A 15,061-nucleotide genomic window follows, 5' to 3' on the forward strand; every position below is an offset into this window, starting at 1 on the left:
CATATCCTCTATAAATTGATTATAATTTAGGGATGACCTATCCGATATCATTCCGCCGTAAAGTATTATCCGTTCGAGAGAAGGAGAACCTCTCAATCGCGCAAGTGGCCAAGCGTTTTGATGTGGGGGTTGCTAGCGTGATGCGCTGGATTAAATCTCCTGATCCCAAGACAACCTGCAACAAGCCTGCCACCAAGATCAACATGGAAATGTTGGCGCAGGACGTCAAGAATTATCCGGACGCGTATCAGTATGAGCGAGCCAAACGGCTGGGAGTCAGCAAGCAAGGCATTAATCACGCTTTAAAGCGTCTGGGCGTGACTTATAAAAAAAAGCCTGCGTCACCCCAAAGCCAGCGAAGAAGAGCGACGCATCTTTCAGCAAAAAATTGAAGGCTATGAGCGCGAAGGCCGCGTCATCGTTTACCTTGATGAAAGCGGCTTTGCGCACGACATGCCACGCACGCATGGCTATGCGTCAGTAGGTGAGCGTTGTTATGGCGTAAAAGATTGGCATGCACGAGGTCGAACTAATGTCATTGGCGCCCTCATCGGCAAGACACTGCTGACCATAAGCCTATTCATAGCCAATATCACCGCCGACATTTTCTATGCATGGGTGACGCAGGACCTGTTGCCTAAACTTCTACCCGCTTGCGTGATTGTCATGGACAACGCAACCTTTCATAAACGGCTGGATATCCATACCGCTATTGCCAATGCCGGGCATACGCTTGAATATCTACCGCCTTATTCTCCGGACTTAAATGACATTGAACCTAAATGGGCTCAGGCCAAAGCCATCAGAAAAAGAGAAGGGTGTTCCATCGAGCAGCTCTTTACCGCTTATGAAATTTAAATCATTTTATATGGGATATGCTATATTGTTCCGGCCAGCTCTGGGTTTTAACAAATAGATTGTATTTATGACAAAATTATTGTCATGTAAATAATGTTTAAGCAGTTATTTTGTATACAAATCAAACATTATGATACGAAGGAAGGTTGCAAACAGTATAAATAATTTATTTCTCAATCAAATCTGACGCGAAGGCGAGCCACAGACAGTATAAATAATACGGCAAGGTGAAGCCGACAAAGCCAGTTTTGATTGAGAAATGGAATTACCTCCAAACGATACTATAAATTAGGCCCATCACGGCACATGCGCCAATCACATAAATGACATTGCGCTTGAAATAGAACAGCGCGACGCTGGCAATTAGCGTAATCAGCGCAGCTGGCCCTTCGAATGATGATAATAAACCTTGCGGCCATAGAACATGATAGGCGAAGAACAGTGCTAGATTGAAAATGACGCCGACCACGGCGGCAGTAATGGCGGTCAATGGGGCAGAGAATTTAAGGTTGCCGTGTGTAGTTTCTACTAACGGCCCACCGGCCAGTATGAATAAAAATGAGGGTAAGAAGGTAAACCAAGTTACTGCCACGGCCGCTGTAGCGCCCGCTAGGAAAGGAAGGTCGGTACCAAACAATGTATTGGTATAGCTACCAATAAAGCCGACAAACGCAACTACCATAATAAGTGGGCCAGGGGTGGTTTCACCGAGCGCCAGGCCATCGATCATTTGAGCAGGATTCAACCATCCGTAGTATTCGACTGCGCCTTGATAGACATAAGGCAGGACTGCATAAGCGCCACCGAATGTGAGGAAGGCTGCTTTGGTAAAAAACCAGCCCATCTGAGTCAGCGTGCCAAACCAGCCAAATTGACTGACGAGTAACGCCATCGGCACAATCCATAGCAAGGCGCACACAGTGATTACAGTCAGCAGACGTGACCAGCGAAAATGGGTGTGCTCGGGCAGGAGAGTGGTATCATCGATGATAGCAGGGCCGTATGATCGATCAAGCTTACTATGGTTTGTGCCTGCCATAAACTGAGCGGGTATGATATATCCTACGATATAGCCGATCAGCGCCGCAGCCACCAAAATTGTCGGGAATGGTGTCTGAAAAATTGCCATGGCAACAAAGGAAGCAACCGCGATAACCCATAATCCTGGATTCTTGAGTGTACGCAATCCGATCCGGTAGGCGGCTTGTAGAACGATAGCAGTTACTGCGGGTTTGATACCATAAAACAGCCCGGCCACGAGAGAGGTATGGCCAAAAGCGATGTAGAGCCAGGATAAGACAATCAGGATGATGAGTGAAGGTAGTATAAACAATACGCCCGCTACGATGCCTCCCCAAGTTCGATGCATGAGCCAACCGATATAGGTCGCGAGCTGCTGGGCTTCCGGGCCGGGTAATACCATGCAATAATTGAGTGCATGTAGAAAACGCCTTTCACTGATCCAGTGTCGTCGCTCGACCAATTCTGCATGCATGATGGCAATTTGTCCTGCTGGACCGCCGAAACTGATCCAGCCTAGTTTAAACCAGAACAGCCATGCTTCACGCAAGCTGACCTGGTCAGGCAGCGTATCTTTGTCAGAAGTAACATCCATATGGCCTGATTTTCTATCAATGATGCTTATGATGAGCGGGATGGTTTTCAGCTTTGGCGGGTAGCTCAGTCGTTCGAATCTGATAGGCGGCATGACAAGTGATACAGTGCTGCATGGTATTACTTAATTGGATCAGAGTATGCTTGGGATTTTTCAAAGTTTCTGCATCGGCAGCAATCTGATCAAAACTTTGATGTACCGACATGCCAAGCTGCATGAAATTCTCCGGTAGCACGGAATGTAAATGATCCTCTCCCTTATGCGTCATCTCCATGCCCAGCATACGCGCATGGCGAGCAACTGCCATCATATCCTCTTCCGAAAGTGCTTGGAGTATTTGCTGCGTGCCCCACAGCAAGGCACGCATCTCGGTCAGAATGTGATTGCGCTGCATTTCGTTGAGTGAGAGTATTTTGCGTTCATCGATATCCATAGCCATGACTGTAGTCACGCTCAGGCACAATACAAGCGTATAAATCTTTTTCATTGAGAGCTCCTTTAAGCTAATAATCAATACGAACAATAAAGTTATTGACTGGTTTTGAATGGCAGCAGAGAAAGCGTGCGTTCAGACGGCCCAGGTAAAAACGCCGTTGCTTGGCCAGCTACCCAGTCAGCATGGCCACTGCCGTAGTAGGGAGAGAGCGGATGACCGCTTTGCCCTCCGGGCATGGAAAAATAACCGTGCTCTTCCTCGCCCGGTGCAACCACGAAACGCTGGGAAGCACCAAAGCTGGGTGACTGGATGCGCGGCATATAACTATCGCCCGGCAGGGGGTCACGCGGCATATCTAGCCACTGAGCGATAAACCCCGGCAGCACACGGCTCAATGGGTGCCGGATAACCGCAGTATTCTGTTCGCCCCATGTGCGCGCAGCGATCCCACCTGGTTGAGCCTGCATCTCGACTGTGATACGTTGCGCACAAGATTCAAGCAGTTGATCCCAACTGGCATATTCCGGCGGTAATAGATGCAGAGGGCGTTGCACAATCAACATCCAAATGGCGTGCTCGATCTGAGCTAATCGTGGGAATAAAAAATTCGGATAATGACTTTGTACTTCAGCAGTGAAATTATCCAGGATGCTGCCGATGGTTTCTTGGCGAAACGTGCGCACTATTCGGTAGGCGACGGAGTTGACAGAGGCATGACCATCCCAGTCACGCAGTGCTTTTTGCATTTCTGTACGCCAGATAGAGGAAGGTGCCTGATCTAATATTTGTTTAAGCAGTTGCCGCCAGCGAGAAAGAAACAAGGCGCGGTCATCTAATTGAATCAAGAAAAAATCAGTGGGTGTGAAATGCTCAATTTTCTGCAAATTATCACGGATCTGCCGGGCGCGTGCACCAAGTTCATAGCCACCATCGCCAAGATGTGCCAACATGTCACTATCGATCATTCGTGCATTACCACTCCACAGACGCTGCTCCTGTGGATTGCTGATCACTGGGTATTTTGCCGCTTCGAGCCAGCCCTGCCAACCGATATTTCCTTCACTCCAGTTTGCCGGTTCGATTGAATTGTAATGACCTCGACGTAATGGAATGCGTCCAGCAATTGTCCAGGCGATATTACCATCGCGATCACCAACAATGAAATTTTGTGCGGGAATACCTGCCTGCTGGGCAACTACAATAGCCTTGTCCACTGTTTCCACCTGTTCAAGCTCGATCAAATCCATGTTGATCGAACCTGTCTGATGAGCAGCCCAAACCAGCGCCAGCGGGGTGTCATCATGATCGCTTGCCAGTATCGGTCCCCATTCTGTTTCGCGAACCTCAATTGTTTCGTCCGGTGCACCACGCACACGCAGCGTTTCATGGTGGATCGTGACTGATTTCCAACCCTTGGCACTACGATAACGCGATGGATCTGCCGGATCAATCATTATCCGCACCCAGTCAGCCATGTCGCCGTAGCTGTTGGTAAAACTCCAGGCAATATGGCGATTGGAGCCGACAACAATCGCAGGTGTACCGGGTAAACTCACCCCAATGGTATCAATGAAGCTCTCGGGCCGTTGGGAATGCGGATAAATGATGCGTGTACGAAACCATAAATTTGGCGTCCGTAGCGAGAGATGCATATCATTGGCTATCAGCGCAGCACCACCCGCCAGTGAGCCGCCTACTGCGAAACTGTTGCTCCCCGGCGCTTCATCATGATGATCATTTCTATGATGTGGTAAATTGCGCTTCAGGCTGGGATCACTTTTGCGCAAATTGAGTACTTCGCTGGAAGGAGGCTGTGGCCACTCAAAAGGAATCCCGGTCAGCGGTGCATCCCATTCTCCCCCACCTGCGGTTAAAAATTGGTAAACAGTTTCAGGTAAACCAGCGCGCAATGTGGAAAGTTGGAGTTCACGCTGAAAGATTGATTCTTGCAAAGTAAAATACATCGATATCACCACCAATAAGGTATCTTCGCTATGCCAGAGGTGCGGTTGGGTGCGTGTCATTAGATAAGGAAAAGGGCGTACTGCCAGTTTAGCCAAACCTTCATTTACGCCATCACGATAAGCATCAATCAATCGGCGTTGGCTTTCAGGTAGCTCGAACAACATTGACGTAGCACGGGCACGCATACGATGTCCCCGAGCTTTACGATCGGCTGGCAGTGCTGCCGCGCCAAATAATTCAGCCAGCTCTCCAGCAGCACTACGGCGCATGAGATCCATTTCAAAAAAACGCTCTTGTGCATGAACATAACCGAGGGCTCGCGCGAGATCAAGACGATCCTGCGCGTGTAAAGTTACACTTCCCAACGCATCCCGCTCGATGACTACTGATGCGGAAAGGCCAGAAATATGTGCCTCTCCATCATATTTTGGCAAGCTGCCTTGTAATAGTAACCAAAATATGCCTATCAGCCCTAGCACCAGAAGCAGCAGCGCGAGCAGGAGCCAGCGAATCAGATTAATTTGGTGAGCCATTTACTAACTATTTACCAGCATTAGGAAGATTGAAGCTGTGCGCGTATTGGGTTAGCCAGTGCCATCGCAATGACCATCAATAAAATAATGAACCATATCCATTTGATGACTATCATAAAAGTATCCTATTTGATACTGATGGTAAAACTGATAATTTATCAAGAATGTCAATATATTAAATAAATTAGACCAGATCGCATTTAATGATGTTGGCCGTATAGTGCTTGTGTATTATATATTCTCTAATTTTTAGACCGGCGTATTCTTCGCCAGATTACGCCTACTAACAAACCTGCTGCTAGGAACCAGATCCCATATCGTTTCATCCATTCAGCCGGATTTTTTTGTACAAAAGTTTGTATCTCAGCGAGATCAACAATTTGTTGGCTTTCCTGGCCGCGGTCGATCGCTATAATATAAAGTCGGAGTGCAAGTGTTTGGCGATTCGGTGATAAGGGAGTGATTTTCCAAGACCAAAGCGTTCCACCCTGAGTGGAAATAAGCTGCGCTTGCGGCCCTGGATTATCAATGTGAAACCCATTTCCGGCAATTTCAGCTTGCATGTTGGAAAGTACCTTGCCGCTAATACCCTGCATGGCGACACCATGAGGGAACTTAGCTACAATGTCATTGATGCGCTTGGCTAACGCATCACTATCCAATTGAAGCGTAATATCAAAAGGTGTGGATTGCACTACTGCTGCAGGTAATGTGACAGCCGTACTTTCAACAGGTAATTTCATCATGATGATGGGAGGAAATTGTTTTTCTCCAACCATAGCGTGCGCAAGAAAATTTAAGGTATAGGGTATGAAAAGTAGCGCTGCCAATATGATAGGGAGGAGCATATTAAAACTAATAGCAAATTTACGCATTATTTTTCCCGACGAGTTCATAACTTCCAATATTATTTTAGGGATTTTATCATCTATTTTTGCAGTCAAATCTTGATTGATCGCTATGGTTTAGAATCCAGAGTAGACTCTGATTCACATTATATTTGCAGGAGAACCTAGTCTATGGTTGAACAAAATATTCCTTATCTCATCGCCCATCGTGGTTATCCTGCGCGCTATCCTGAGAATAGCCTGGCTGGGTTAAAGGCTGCGATGCTAGCTGGAGCATGTTTTGTCGAGATCGATATCCAGTTAAGCGCTCGCCGAACCCCTTACTTATGTCATGATGACCACCTCAGGCGCTTGACAGGTAGTGATCACTGGCTAACCCAGCTTGACGATGAAGTGATTAATACACTTTCAGTACCTTACCCAGGTTTTAATCTTACGAGCCCGCCAGAAACGGAGCCACTGTCTGATTTAAACACTTTTTGCCAGCTCTTACAGGAGAGGCCGAATGTGTCTGCATTTATCGAAATAAAATCGGAAAGCCTTGCTAAATTTGGTTTGACGGCAACAATAGATATCATTCTTGAGGTGATTTATCCTTACACCAAGCAATGTGTCTTGATTTCATTTGATTCACAAGCCGTAGCGTTTGCAAGGAAGCAGGGCGCTGAGCGGATTGGTTGGGTCATCCCTAAATGGGACCATGGCCATGCGACTATCGCTAAACAACTGACACCAGAATTCCTGTTTTGTAACGCTAAACGCCTACCACATAGGATTGAGAAAAGATGGCAAGGTCCTTGGCAATGGGTTGTCTATACGGTCAATCATAGCCGCTCGGTACTTAAGTATGCTGATGAGGGAATTCCTCTCATTGAAACCGATACCATTGGCACATTGTTACAACATCCGATACTAAAAAGAAATGCCTGTCACCAATCACTATGACATCGTTATCGTTGGGGGCGGGATTCAAGGCGCCGCAGTGGCACAAGCTGCAGCAGCACGTGGCTACACTGTTATGCTGTTGGAAAAAACCGCATTGGCTGCCGCTACTTCCAGCCGTTCTAGTAAATTGATTCACGGTGGTCTACGCTATCTGGAAAATGGCCATTTTGCACTCGTCTATGAAAGTTTGCGAGAGAGAGCTGACTGGCTGAGATTAGCGCCTTCCCTGGTCAGATTGAGCCCATTTTATATCCCGGTTTACCGGGAAACATCTCGCAATACGCTGGTAATACGCGCAGGTCTCAGTCTATATACTTTGCTGGCTGGGGGAAGTGGCTCAGCGCGTTTCCGTTCCGTTCCCCAATCGGAATGGGAACAACTAGATGGCCTGACAACGGAGGGATTAAAGCAAGTTTTTCAATACTGGGATGCACAGACTGATGATCGGCTTTTAACACAAGCACTGATGCATTCTGCGCAATCATTGGGCGCAGAATTGCTATGTCCTGCTGAATTTATTCATGCCACCCTTTCTTCATCAATGTGTGAAATTGATTACCTGCAAGGAGGCAGAATAAATCACTGCAGTGCAACTGTGCTAGTGAATGCTGCCGGTCCCTGGGTTAACAAGGTGCGCCATCGGATTGATCCTCAACCGCCGGCATATCCAATTGATTTGGTGCAAGGAACCCATCTGGTACTGGAGGGTGGTCTGAACAAGGGATGCTATTATCTAGAGTCTCCTGCTGATCAAAGGGCCATCTTCGTACTACCATGGTATCAACATATCCTGCTAGGGACGACCGAAACTCTATTTAATAGCGATCCGGAAGAATCGTATCCATTAGCTACGGAAGAGACTTATTTATTGGATTGTTTTCATCATTATTTTCCAGAAAGAAATAGGGTTGTCAGAGAAAAATTTTCTGGCCTGCGCGTTCTGCCGGCGAGCCATGGAGATCCTTTTCATCGCTCGCGAGAAATTCATTTGCAGTGTGATTCTCCTCAGAAGCCACGTGTTGTCAGCATCTATGGAGGTAAGCTGACAGTGTGTCGGGCAACTGCACAAAAAGTGTTGCATACTATTATGCCAACTTTGCCCGATCGCATGCCTAAAGCGGATGTTTCCAAATTGATGCTTGAGCCGCTATGAGAGAGCCTCCAGTAATTCCATTTCTAAATCAAAACTCACTTTGTCGGCTTCACTGTGCCGTATTATTGATACTGTCTGCGGCTTGCCTTCGTGTTATTTTGATTTGGAAATGGAATTAAGCTTTGTCAGGGAGGTTGTCGTTGAAGATTGTGCAGAAAGCGCATCAAGCTGTTTTTTAAGTGCCCGGTTTCGTCTTGCCTGTTTTAGCAAAACTTCTCTTCATAAAGAAAGGCAAGAATTAAAAAAGATTTAGCTCTCTACCCTTCGAGCTACCAGCTTGGCCAGAGATATTTGATTTGTTCTGCGTTGAGTAGTATGCGCCCACGCTCACAAATATTAGGAAATAAGGGAGATGGATAGCACTATGGTTGAATGACATGACAGTTAATAGCGAGACGAACAAGTTGAGAGCTATTTTTTAATTTCAATTTCTTCATGATGCTTGCCTGATGGACGCCAACAGTTTTGGGACTGATAGAAATCATTTCTGCAATTTGCGCTACTGAATTTCCTTCCGCTATCAGTTTAAATAACTGGAATTCACGCTTGGAAAGTACATCCAATGGATTTTCAGTAGGTTTGCCGCCCCATTTGTCATTAAGCAAATTAGAAGCCAATTCCTGATCAATATAGACGCGCCCTTGGCTTACCTTACGAACTGCTGCTAACAATTGTTCGAGGCTGCTTTGCTTGGTGATGTAGCCGGTTGCTCCCATATTTAGCGCGCGTTGGACCATAATTTCATTGCTATACATGCTGAATACCAGAATATTTGCAGCTGGATTTTTTGTTTTGATACGGTGGATGGTCTCTAATCCATCTATTCCCTGAGTGTCTAGATTTAGATCAATAATGGTCACATCGGGTTTATGCTCTTGATGAAGAGTACAGCCGGTCTCTCCATTATCAGCATCGGCTACTACATGAATATCTGCCGTGCTTTCGAGTAGACGGCGATATCCATTGCGTACTACTGGATGGTCATCAATTAATAAAACTGTAATTGGTTTCTCTATCACAATTCGAACCCCTCTACTGTTTTCAGTGGAAGCTAGCGTGAAGTTTATACTCTATCCACTGTAGAGCTTGGTGAGGTAAGTTCACTCTATTTCATAATATTTCCTAGTCGCATATTTTTATTTTAATCTTTACGTTTCTAAAAATCTTAATCTATTTACAAAAATATACTAAGTAATTCCATTTCCAAATCAAAACTGACTTTGTCGGCTTCACCTTGCCGTATTATTGATACTGTCTGCGGCTCGCCTTCGCATCATTTTTGATTTGGAAATGGAATTACTAGCTCACTGCGCAAGGAATTGCCGATTTAGAGGTGATGCATCATCAAACGTCAGACAAGCGTTATTTATTACAAAGCAGAATTGCGCACATCATTAACTAATAATTTTCAAATTATTGATAATACCTGAGTGCCGAAATTTCAGGTGCGGTGGGTATAGCCTAATGAAATCGCTCATCAGGGCAGAATCTGCAATGGAAAAATTCCTAGGGCGACTTTGCTTGGTGGAAAATAATTTGGAATAGTAAAAACCTGAGCCAAATTTAACTGACAGATACCCAGTCAATTCGGTTAATGTACGATCTGATCTGAGCTAGTAGGACACATAAAGTTAGCTATATTTCCTCTAATTCCATTTCTAAAAATCAAAAATGACTTTGTCGGCTTCACCTTGTCGTATTATTTATACTGTCTACGACGCGCCTTCGCGTCATTTTTGATTCGGAAATGGAATAAATAACATTGCGACTAATTTGCAACCGATAGCAAGAAACGAGCTGGAGAGAGCATACCACGGGGTGATCCACAGGTAATCATTTACTAGGATCACTTTGATCGACTCATTTGAATCGCTAAAGTGCATCCGTTTTTCTCCTTCTGTTTGAGGAATCAAGTGGAAATTTTGCGTGGATCTGTGTTCCATGGTTTGGAATACTTCGAACAAAAAACTTGCCACCTGCTGCGATTGCTCGTTCACGCATTCCCAACAGTCCCAATCCATGAGGTATTTGATCAGCATTATAGCCCTTGCCATTGTCTTCCACGCTTAGTGACAAAGTATCATCTGTGGCGGTTGCACCGGTTTTGCGATGCAAGCATACTCGTACCTGGCTAGCTTGGGCATGATTGCGGACATTGGTGAGCGCTTCCTGGACAATGCGAAATATGGTGATATTAATGAGCTCGCTGAGTTTGTCAAATTTGCCTTCGAACACCAGTTCAAGCGTAATGTGAGGATTGTGGGAAGTCCATTGTTTTTTTAGTTCAAGTAAGGCATCTTCCAGCCCTAGCGTGTCCAGTAGAATAGGGCGCAACTGACTCAGCATATCGTGCATTGCGTCATGCATTTTTTTTATGCATTCTTTAATGGCTTGAGCGCTGATGTGGATAGTTGAATCTTTTTCTGAGAAATAGGCAATCGTTTCTGTTTCCGCGTGTATGGCTGTAAGCCACTGCCCCAGTTCATCATGCAATTCACGCGCAAGAAGTCGCCGTTCCTCTTCCTGTATCTTGAATAGATTCTGCATCAGTCGACGGTGTCCGTGCAACAACTCTTGATTGTAGTCAACTGTTTCTTTGATAGGGTTAATATTGGTCATTACCGTGCGACAAATACCGGCATCTTTTATGACCAAACTTTCCAATCGTATGTAGATGACTTTATTGAGCGGTCCTTTGATCCTCAGTTCGGTGACGGTATTAGTGGAGGAATTGAAAGTTTGCTGTAAATGGTTAAGGAACCTGTCGTTATCATCTTGAACAATGTACGCTGAGAAAGACTCATTCAGAAGGGATGCCCGCTCCTTACCGAGCAGGGTCGATCCGGTTAGATTGATTGCCAGGATGTTGCCAGCTTGATCCAATATAAGATAGCCTACTGGGACATTATCATAAAAAGCGGCATAACGGTCATGCGTTTCTTTTAGCTGTTGTGCATCATTAAGCTTGCTGTTTTGCTTTTCTAATTCCAACCGATGTATTTGCGGTTCGGTGGAAAATTCTATATTGCTGTGGATTGTGCTGTCATTTGTTTCTATGGAATTCTGATTTTTATTCATATTATTCCCCTTTCGATAATAGCAATAGGGATTAAATGGGTGGCTTCGTTCTATAGTCCAGTAGCGATCTAATTTCTTTCTTACTTTATTAGACAAGGTAATTTCAATGTAATTTCAATCTCATCCGGTATGACTACTATTTTGGTTATCGATATCCTATTCAGTTGGAAATTTTGTTTGTAATTATTTGTTCTAATAGCTGGTACTAACTTATTTAAGTTTCTTGCATGATAATAGCACTTCAAATCCGAATTGAAATTGAAGAAGCTTGAATATAGGATTGTGATAGACGAGTGTGATAGCTCTTCATGATGATTTAGAATTGATGGAATATATTAAGTAAATATTTTATTTATATGCAATATTTGACTTATCTTATGACAAAAATTTTGATTTTGATTAAAATGCGAGGCAAGGCGTTAATCAAATCAGGCGTTTGAGCCTATTCAACTGAGGAATACAAGTTGATTGATAATCGACTGTTTAGTTATCATCGCGATTAAAAGAGATTAGGAAGCGATTGATTTGACCATTCATTTGATTTGTACGATAAACTCATAGATTTATTGACTTCAGTGGGCGCATTAATTTTTTATACGGTCATCTATTTTCTTGGATATTTTGCTACTCATGGACTTAATCTGATAGCAGGTCGACGATTATTTAATCGGCGAATTGCTGGACTGGTGGGTGTATTTTTTGTGGCGGTATTCCATAGCTATAAAATTATCAGCAGTCCCTTGCCAGCGGGGGAGGAGACAGAGGTGGCAATTTATGCGCTTGGCTATTATGTAATTTTTCCTGTCGCGGTTATTACAGGTGTTTTTTTATATCTAACGTGGCAAGAGAAAAAAGATAATGAGTCATTATAAAAAGAACTGATAGATTTATATCATTGAATAATTCAAATTTATACAAGCTTTTTTAATACTTTGGTTTCTGATCGTGTGTGTTAAACTTTGTACATTAAAGCTCGAGATCCTTCTTGACTAGATATAGAATGAAATAAGTATCTAAAAAAATTGATTGCTAAATGATGATCTATTCATTGAGATTGGTATTTGGTTTATATAACATGTTAGTTGATATTGATACTCCAATTTAATTTACTGCGATTAAATGCTTTACATGACTTCGCTTCTTGTCTTATAAGCTTGAACTTCTTGTTATTCTTGATCAAATAGCATGTCCAATTTACTCGAAGGTATCATCCGCCCGGAAATTCTTGCGCTTTCTGCTTATCATGTGCCTTCTGCAGAAGGCATGATAAAGTTGGACGCAATGGAGAATCCGTATACTTTGCCCTTGATTTTGCGTGAAGAAATTTCTCAATTGGCAGAAGATGCCCATATTAATCGTTATCCTGATCCTGGTGCGGCATCACTTAAGGCGATATTAAGAGATACGCTCTCCATTCCTTCTGAAATGGCGATTATGCTGGGAAATGGATCGGACGAGATCATTCAGGTGATTGCGCTTGCTACGGCTAGACCAGGAGCGGTACTGATGGGTGTTGATCCGGGATTTGCCATGTTTCGTATCATTGCTACTTTTTGTGGCATGAATTATGTGGGAGTGCCATTAGCCGCTGATTTTTCTATTGATCTGGAGGCCATGCTTGCTGCGATTTCCCAACACCAGCCTGCAGTTATTTTTCTGGCTTATCCGAATAATCCCAGTGGTAATTTATTTGATCCTCAGGCAATCTGCCGTATTATTGAGGCTACTCCCGGCATTGTCATAGTCGATGAAGCCTATCAGGCATTTGCCGATGCAACTTTTATGGATATGCTCACTCAATACCCCAATTTATTGCTGATGCGTACCCTCTCAAAATTAGGATTGGCTGGGTTAAGATTGGGGCTGCTGGTTGGGCGGCCTGAATGGCTGGCCCAATTGGAAAAGCTGCGTTTGCCTTATAATGTAGGAGTCATGACACAATTGGTAGTGGAGAGAATACTTCAGCATTATGATATATTATTGGAGCAGGCTGCAGCCATTAAAGCTGAACGGACTATCTTAAGAGCTCGTCTGGCAACGATGGAGGGTGTTGAAGTTTTTCCATCGGATGCAAATTTTGTTTTATTTCGTCTCAATGAGGCTAGTCGGATATTTCAAGAGCTTCAACAACACAGGATATTAATCAAGAATCTTGATGGTACACATCCATTATTAAAAAACTGCCTGCGTGTCACAGTAGGTGCTTCTGATGAAAATACACTATTCTGCAAAACACTCCGTCGCATACTCGAGAAACCATTGCAATTAGCCTGATCGTAAATAACCACGAACCAGAATTTTTCTATGCGTCAAGCCCAAGTTACACGTAATACGCTGGAAACTCAAATTACTGTCGAAATTAATCTGGATGGCAGCGGTCAAGCGACACTGGATACCGGCGTCCCTTTTCTTGATCATATGCTTGATCAGATCGCACGTCATGGCATGATTGATTTAAAAATAAAAGCGAAAGGTGATTTACATATCGATGCTCATCATACTGTGGAAGACATTGGTATCACCTTGGGACAGGCGTTAGCCCAAGCGTTCGGGAACAAAAAAGGCATACGTCGCTACGGACATGCTTATGTCCCGCTCGATGAGGCATTGTCAAGAGTGGTCATTGATCTATCTGGTCGTCCTGGTATGGCATTTCAGGTTGAATTTGTGCGTGCGTGTATTGGTGAATTTGATGTCGATCTCGTACATGAGTTTTTTCAGGGTTTAGTCAATCATGCCATGATCACCTTGCATATAGATAATCTCTCAGGTAATAATGCTCACCATCAGGCAGAAACTATTTTTAAGGCATTTGGGCGCGCTTTGCGCATGGCGTTAGAAGTAGATCCGCGTGCTATCGATTTGATTCCTTCCACAAAAGGTTCTTTGTAAACTTCTTCATTTTTTCACATCAAGTATGACTGATATCGCTGTTGTTGATTACGGAATGGGTAATTTACGTTCGGTATCTAAAGCGCTCGAGCATGTTGCGCCTACCGCTTCCATTGTCGTAACCAGTGACCCATCCGTTGTGCAAAAAGCGTCACGCGTTGTTGTTCCTGGTCAAGGGGCGATGCCTAATTGCATGCGTGAACTAACGGGTCATGGATTAAAAGATGCAGTGCTTGAAGCGGCCAAGAATAAACCTTTTCTTGGAATCTGCCTGGGTCTGCAAATGTTGTTTGATGAAAGTGAAGAAGGAAATGTAAAAGGCTTAGGGGTCTTGCCTGGCAAAGTGCGTCATTTCTCGCATGATGCGATGATAAATTCTGAGAGAAATAAGCTCAAAGTTCCTCACATGGGCTGGAATCAGGTGCATCAAACCATGCAACACTCATTATGGAATGGTATTGCCAATGATGCGCGCTTTTATTTTGTTCATAGCTATTATGTAGAAACGGTTAACTCAGAAATAACAGCTGCTTATACGCTTTATCCAACTCCATTTACATGTGCAATCGCTAAGGACAATATTTTTGCTGTTCAATTTCATCCGGAAAAAAGCCAAATAGCAGGTTTGACGTTATTACATAATTTTACCAAGTGGGAGCCGCATTCGAGTCGTTAGTACAATCTAATCTAATTCACATTACTTATGGTTTTTTTCAGTCCGATACTTTTATTCTTAAT

The 15,061-nt window shown here is 44.1% G+C and carries 14 protein-coding genes; 8 read left to right on the forward strand and 6 right to left on the reverse strand.

Annotation, left to right across the window (positions count from 1 at the left end):
* Positions 1-32: 32 nt before the first annotated feature.
* Both BM122_RS02105 and BM122_RS02110 read left to right on the forward strand, forming a co-directional pair.
* Positions 33-392: an IS630 transposase-related protein gene (locus BM122_RS02105; RefSeq protein ID WP_074903221.1), complete on the forward strand. Its 360-nt coding sequence runs from the start codon at positions 33-35 to the stop codon at positions 390-392.
* Positions 388-858, forward strand: a complete 471-nt coding sequence (locus BM122_RS02110) for a transposase (RefSeq protein WP_256211846.1) — start codon at positions 388-390, stop codon at positions 856-858. Before BM122_RS02105 ends, BM122_RS02110 begins: the two co-directional genes overlap by 5 nt.
* Positions 859-1,123: 265 nt before the next feature.
* On the opposite strand, the gene chrA is transcribed toward BM122_RS02110, so the two are convergent.
* From chrA to BM122_RS02130, 4 genes are all read right to left on the reverse strand, one after another.
* Positions 1,124-2,473: a chromate efflux transporter gene (gene chrA, locus BM122_RS02115; protein ID WP_074903224.1), complete on the reverse strand. Its 1,350-nt coding sequence runs from the start codon at positions 2,471-2,473 to the stop codon at positions 1,124-1,126.
* 16 nt (positions 2,474-2,489) lie between these two features.
* Positions 2,490-2,960, reverse strand: a complete 471-nt coding sequence (locus BM122_RS02120; RefSeq protein WP_074903225.1) for a hypothetical protein — start codon at positions 2,958-2,960, stop codon at positions 2,490-2,492.
* A gap of 41 nt (positions 2,961-3,001) precedes the next feature.
* A complete protein-coding gene (locus BM122_RS02125) occupies positions 3,002-5,407 on the reverse strand; it encodes a penicillin acylase family protein (protein WP_074903227.1) in 2,406 nt (801 codons plus the stop codon).
* A gap of 242 nt (positions 5,408-5,649) precedes the next feature.
* Positions 5,650-6,282, reverse strand: a complete 633-nt coding sequence (locus BM122_RS02130) for a hypothetical protein (RefSeq protein ID WP_074903229.1) — start codon at positions 6,280-6,282, stop codon at positions 5,650-5,652.
* Positions 6,283-6,426: 144 nt separating this feature from the next.
* Between BM122_RS02130 and BM122_RS02135 the strand changes: the two genes are divergently transcribed.
* Positions 6,427-7,200, forward strand: a complete 774-nt coding sequence (locus BM122_RS02135) for a glycerophosphodiester phosphodiesterase family protein (protein WP_074903231.1) — start codon at positions 6,427-6,429, stop codon at positions 7,198-7,200.
* Positions 7,178-8,353, forward strand: a complete 1,176-nt coding sequence (locus tag BM122_RS02140; protein ID WP_074903232.1) for a glycerol-3-phosphate dehydrogenase/oxidase — start codon at positions 7,178-7,180, stop codon at positions 8,351-8,353. Before BM122_RS02135 ends, BM122_RS02140 begins: the two co-directional genes overlap by 23 nt.
* 362 nt (positions 8,354-8,715) lie before the next feature.
* Here the strand turns inward: BM122_RS02140 and BM122_RS02145 are convergent, their stop codons facing one another.
* Positions 8,716-9,372, reverse strand: a complete 657-nt coding sequence (locus tag BM122_RS02145; RefSeq protein ID WP_256211841.1) for a response regulator — start codon at positions 9,370-9,372, stop codon at positions 8,716-8,718.
* An 853-nt stretch (positions 9,373-10,225) separates the two neighbouring features.
* Positions 10,226-11,431, reverse strand: coding sequence for an ATP-binding protein (locus BM122_RS02150; RefSeq protein WP_074903235.1), 1,206 nt, complete (start codon positions 11,429-11,431; stop codon positions 10,226-10,228).
* A gap of 542 nt (positions 11,432-11,973) precedes the next feature.
* On the opposite strand from BM122_RS02150, the gene BM122_RS02155 reads away from it, so the two are divergent.
* The 4 genes from BM122_RS02155 to hisH all read left to right on the forward strand — a co-directional run bounded on the left by BM122_RS02155 (position 11,974) and on the right by hisH (position 14,999).
* On the forward strand, positions 11,974-12,303 hold the full coding sequence (locus tag BM122_RS02155) for a hypothetical protein (RefSeq protein ID WP_256211842.1): 330 nt from the start codon (positions 11,974-11,976) through the stop codon (positions 12,301-12,303).
* A gap of 313 nt (positions 12,304-12,616) precedes the next feature.
* On the forward strand, positions 12,617-13,705 hold the full coding sequence (gene hisC / locus BM122_RS02160) for a histidinol-phosphate transaminase (protein ID WP_074903237.1): 1,089 nt from the start codon (positions 12,617-12,619) through the stop codon (positions 13,703-13,705).
* 30 nt (positions 13,706-13,735) lie between these two features.
* Complete coding sequence (hisB, locus tag BM122_RS02165) at positions 13,736-14,323, forward strand: imidazoleglycerol-phosphate dehydratase HisB (protein WP_074903239.1); 588 nt, start codon at positions 13,736-13,738, stop codon at positions 14,321-14,323.
* Between the two features lie 25 nt (positions 14,324-14,348).
* Complete coding sequence (hisH, locus tag BM122_RS02170; RefSeq protein WP_074903241.1) at positions 14,349-14,999, forward strand: imidazole glycerol phosphate synthase subunit HisH; 651 nt, start codon at positions 14,349-14,351, stop codon at positions 14,997-14,999.
* The last annotated feature ends 62 nt before the right edge of the window (positions 15,000-15,061 follow it).

The sequence above is a fragment of the Nitrosomonas communis genome (assembly GCF_900114745.1).
Classification (GTDB): Bacteria; Pseudomonadota; Gammaproteobacteria; order Burkholderiales; family Nitrosomonadaceae; genus Nitrosomonas; species Nitrosomonas communis_A.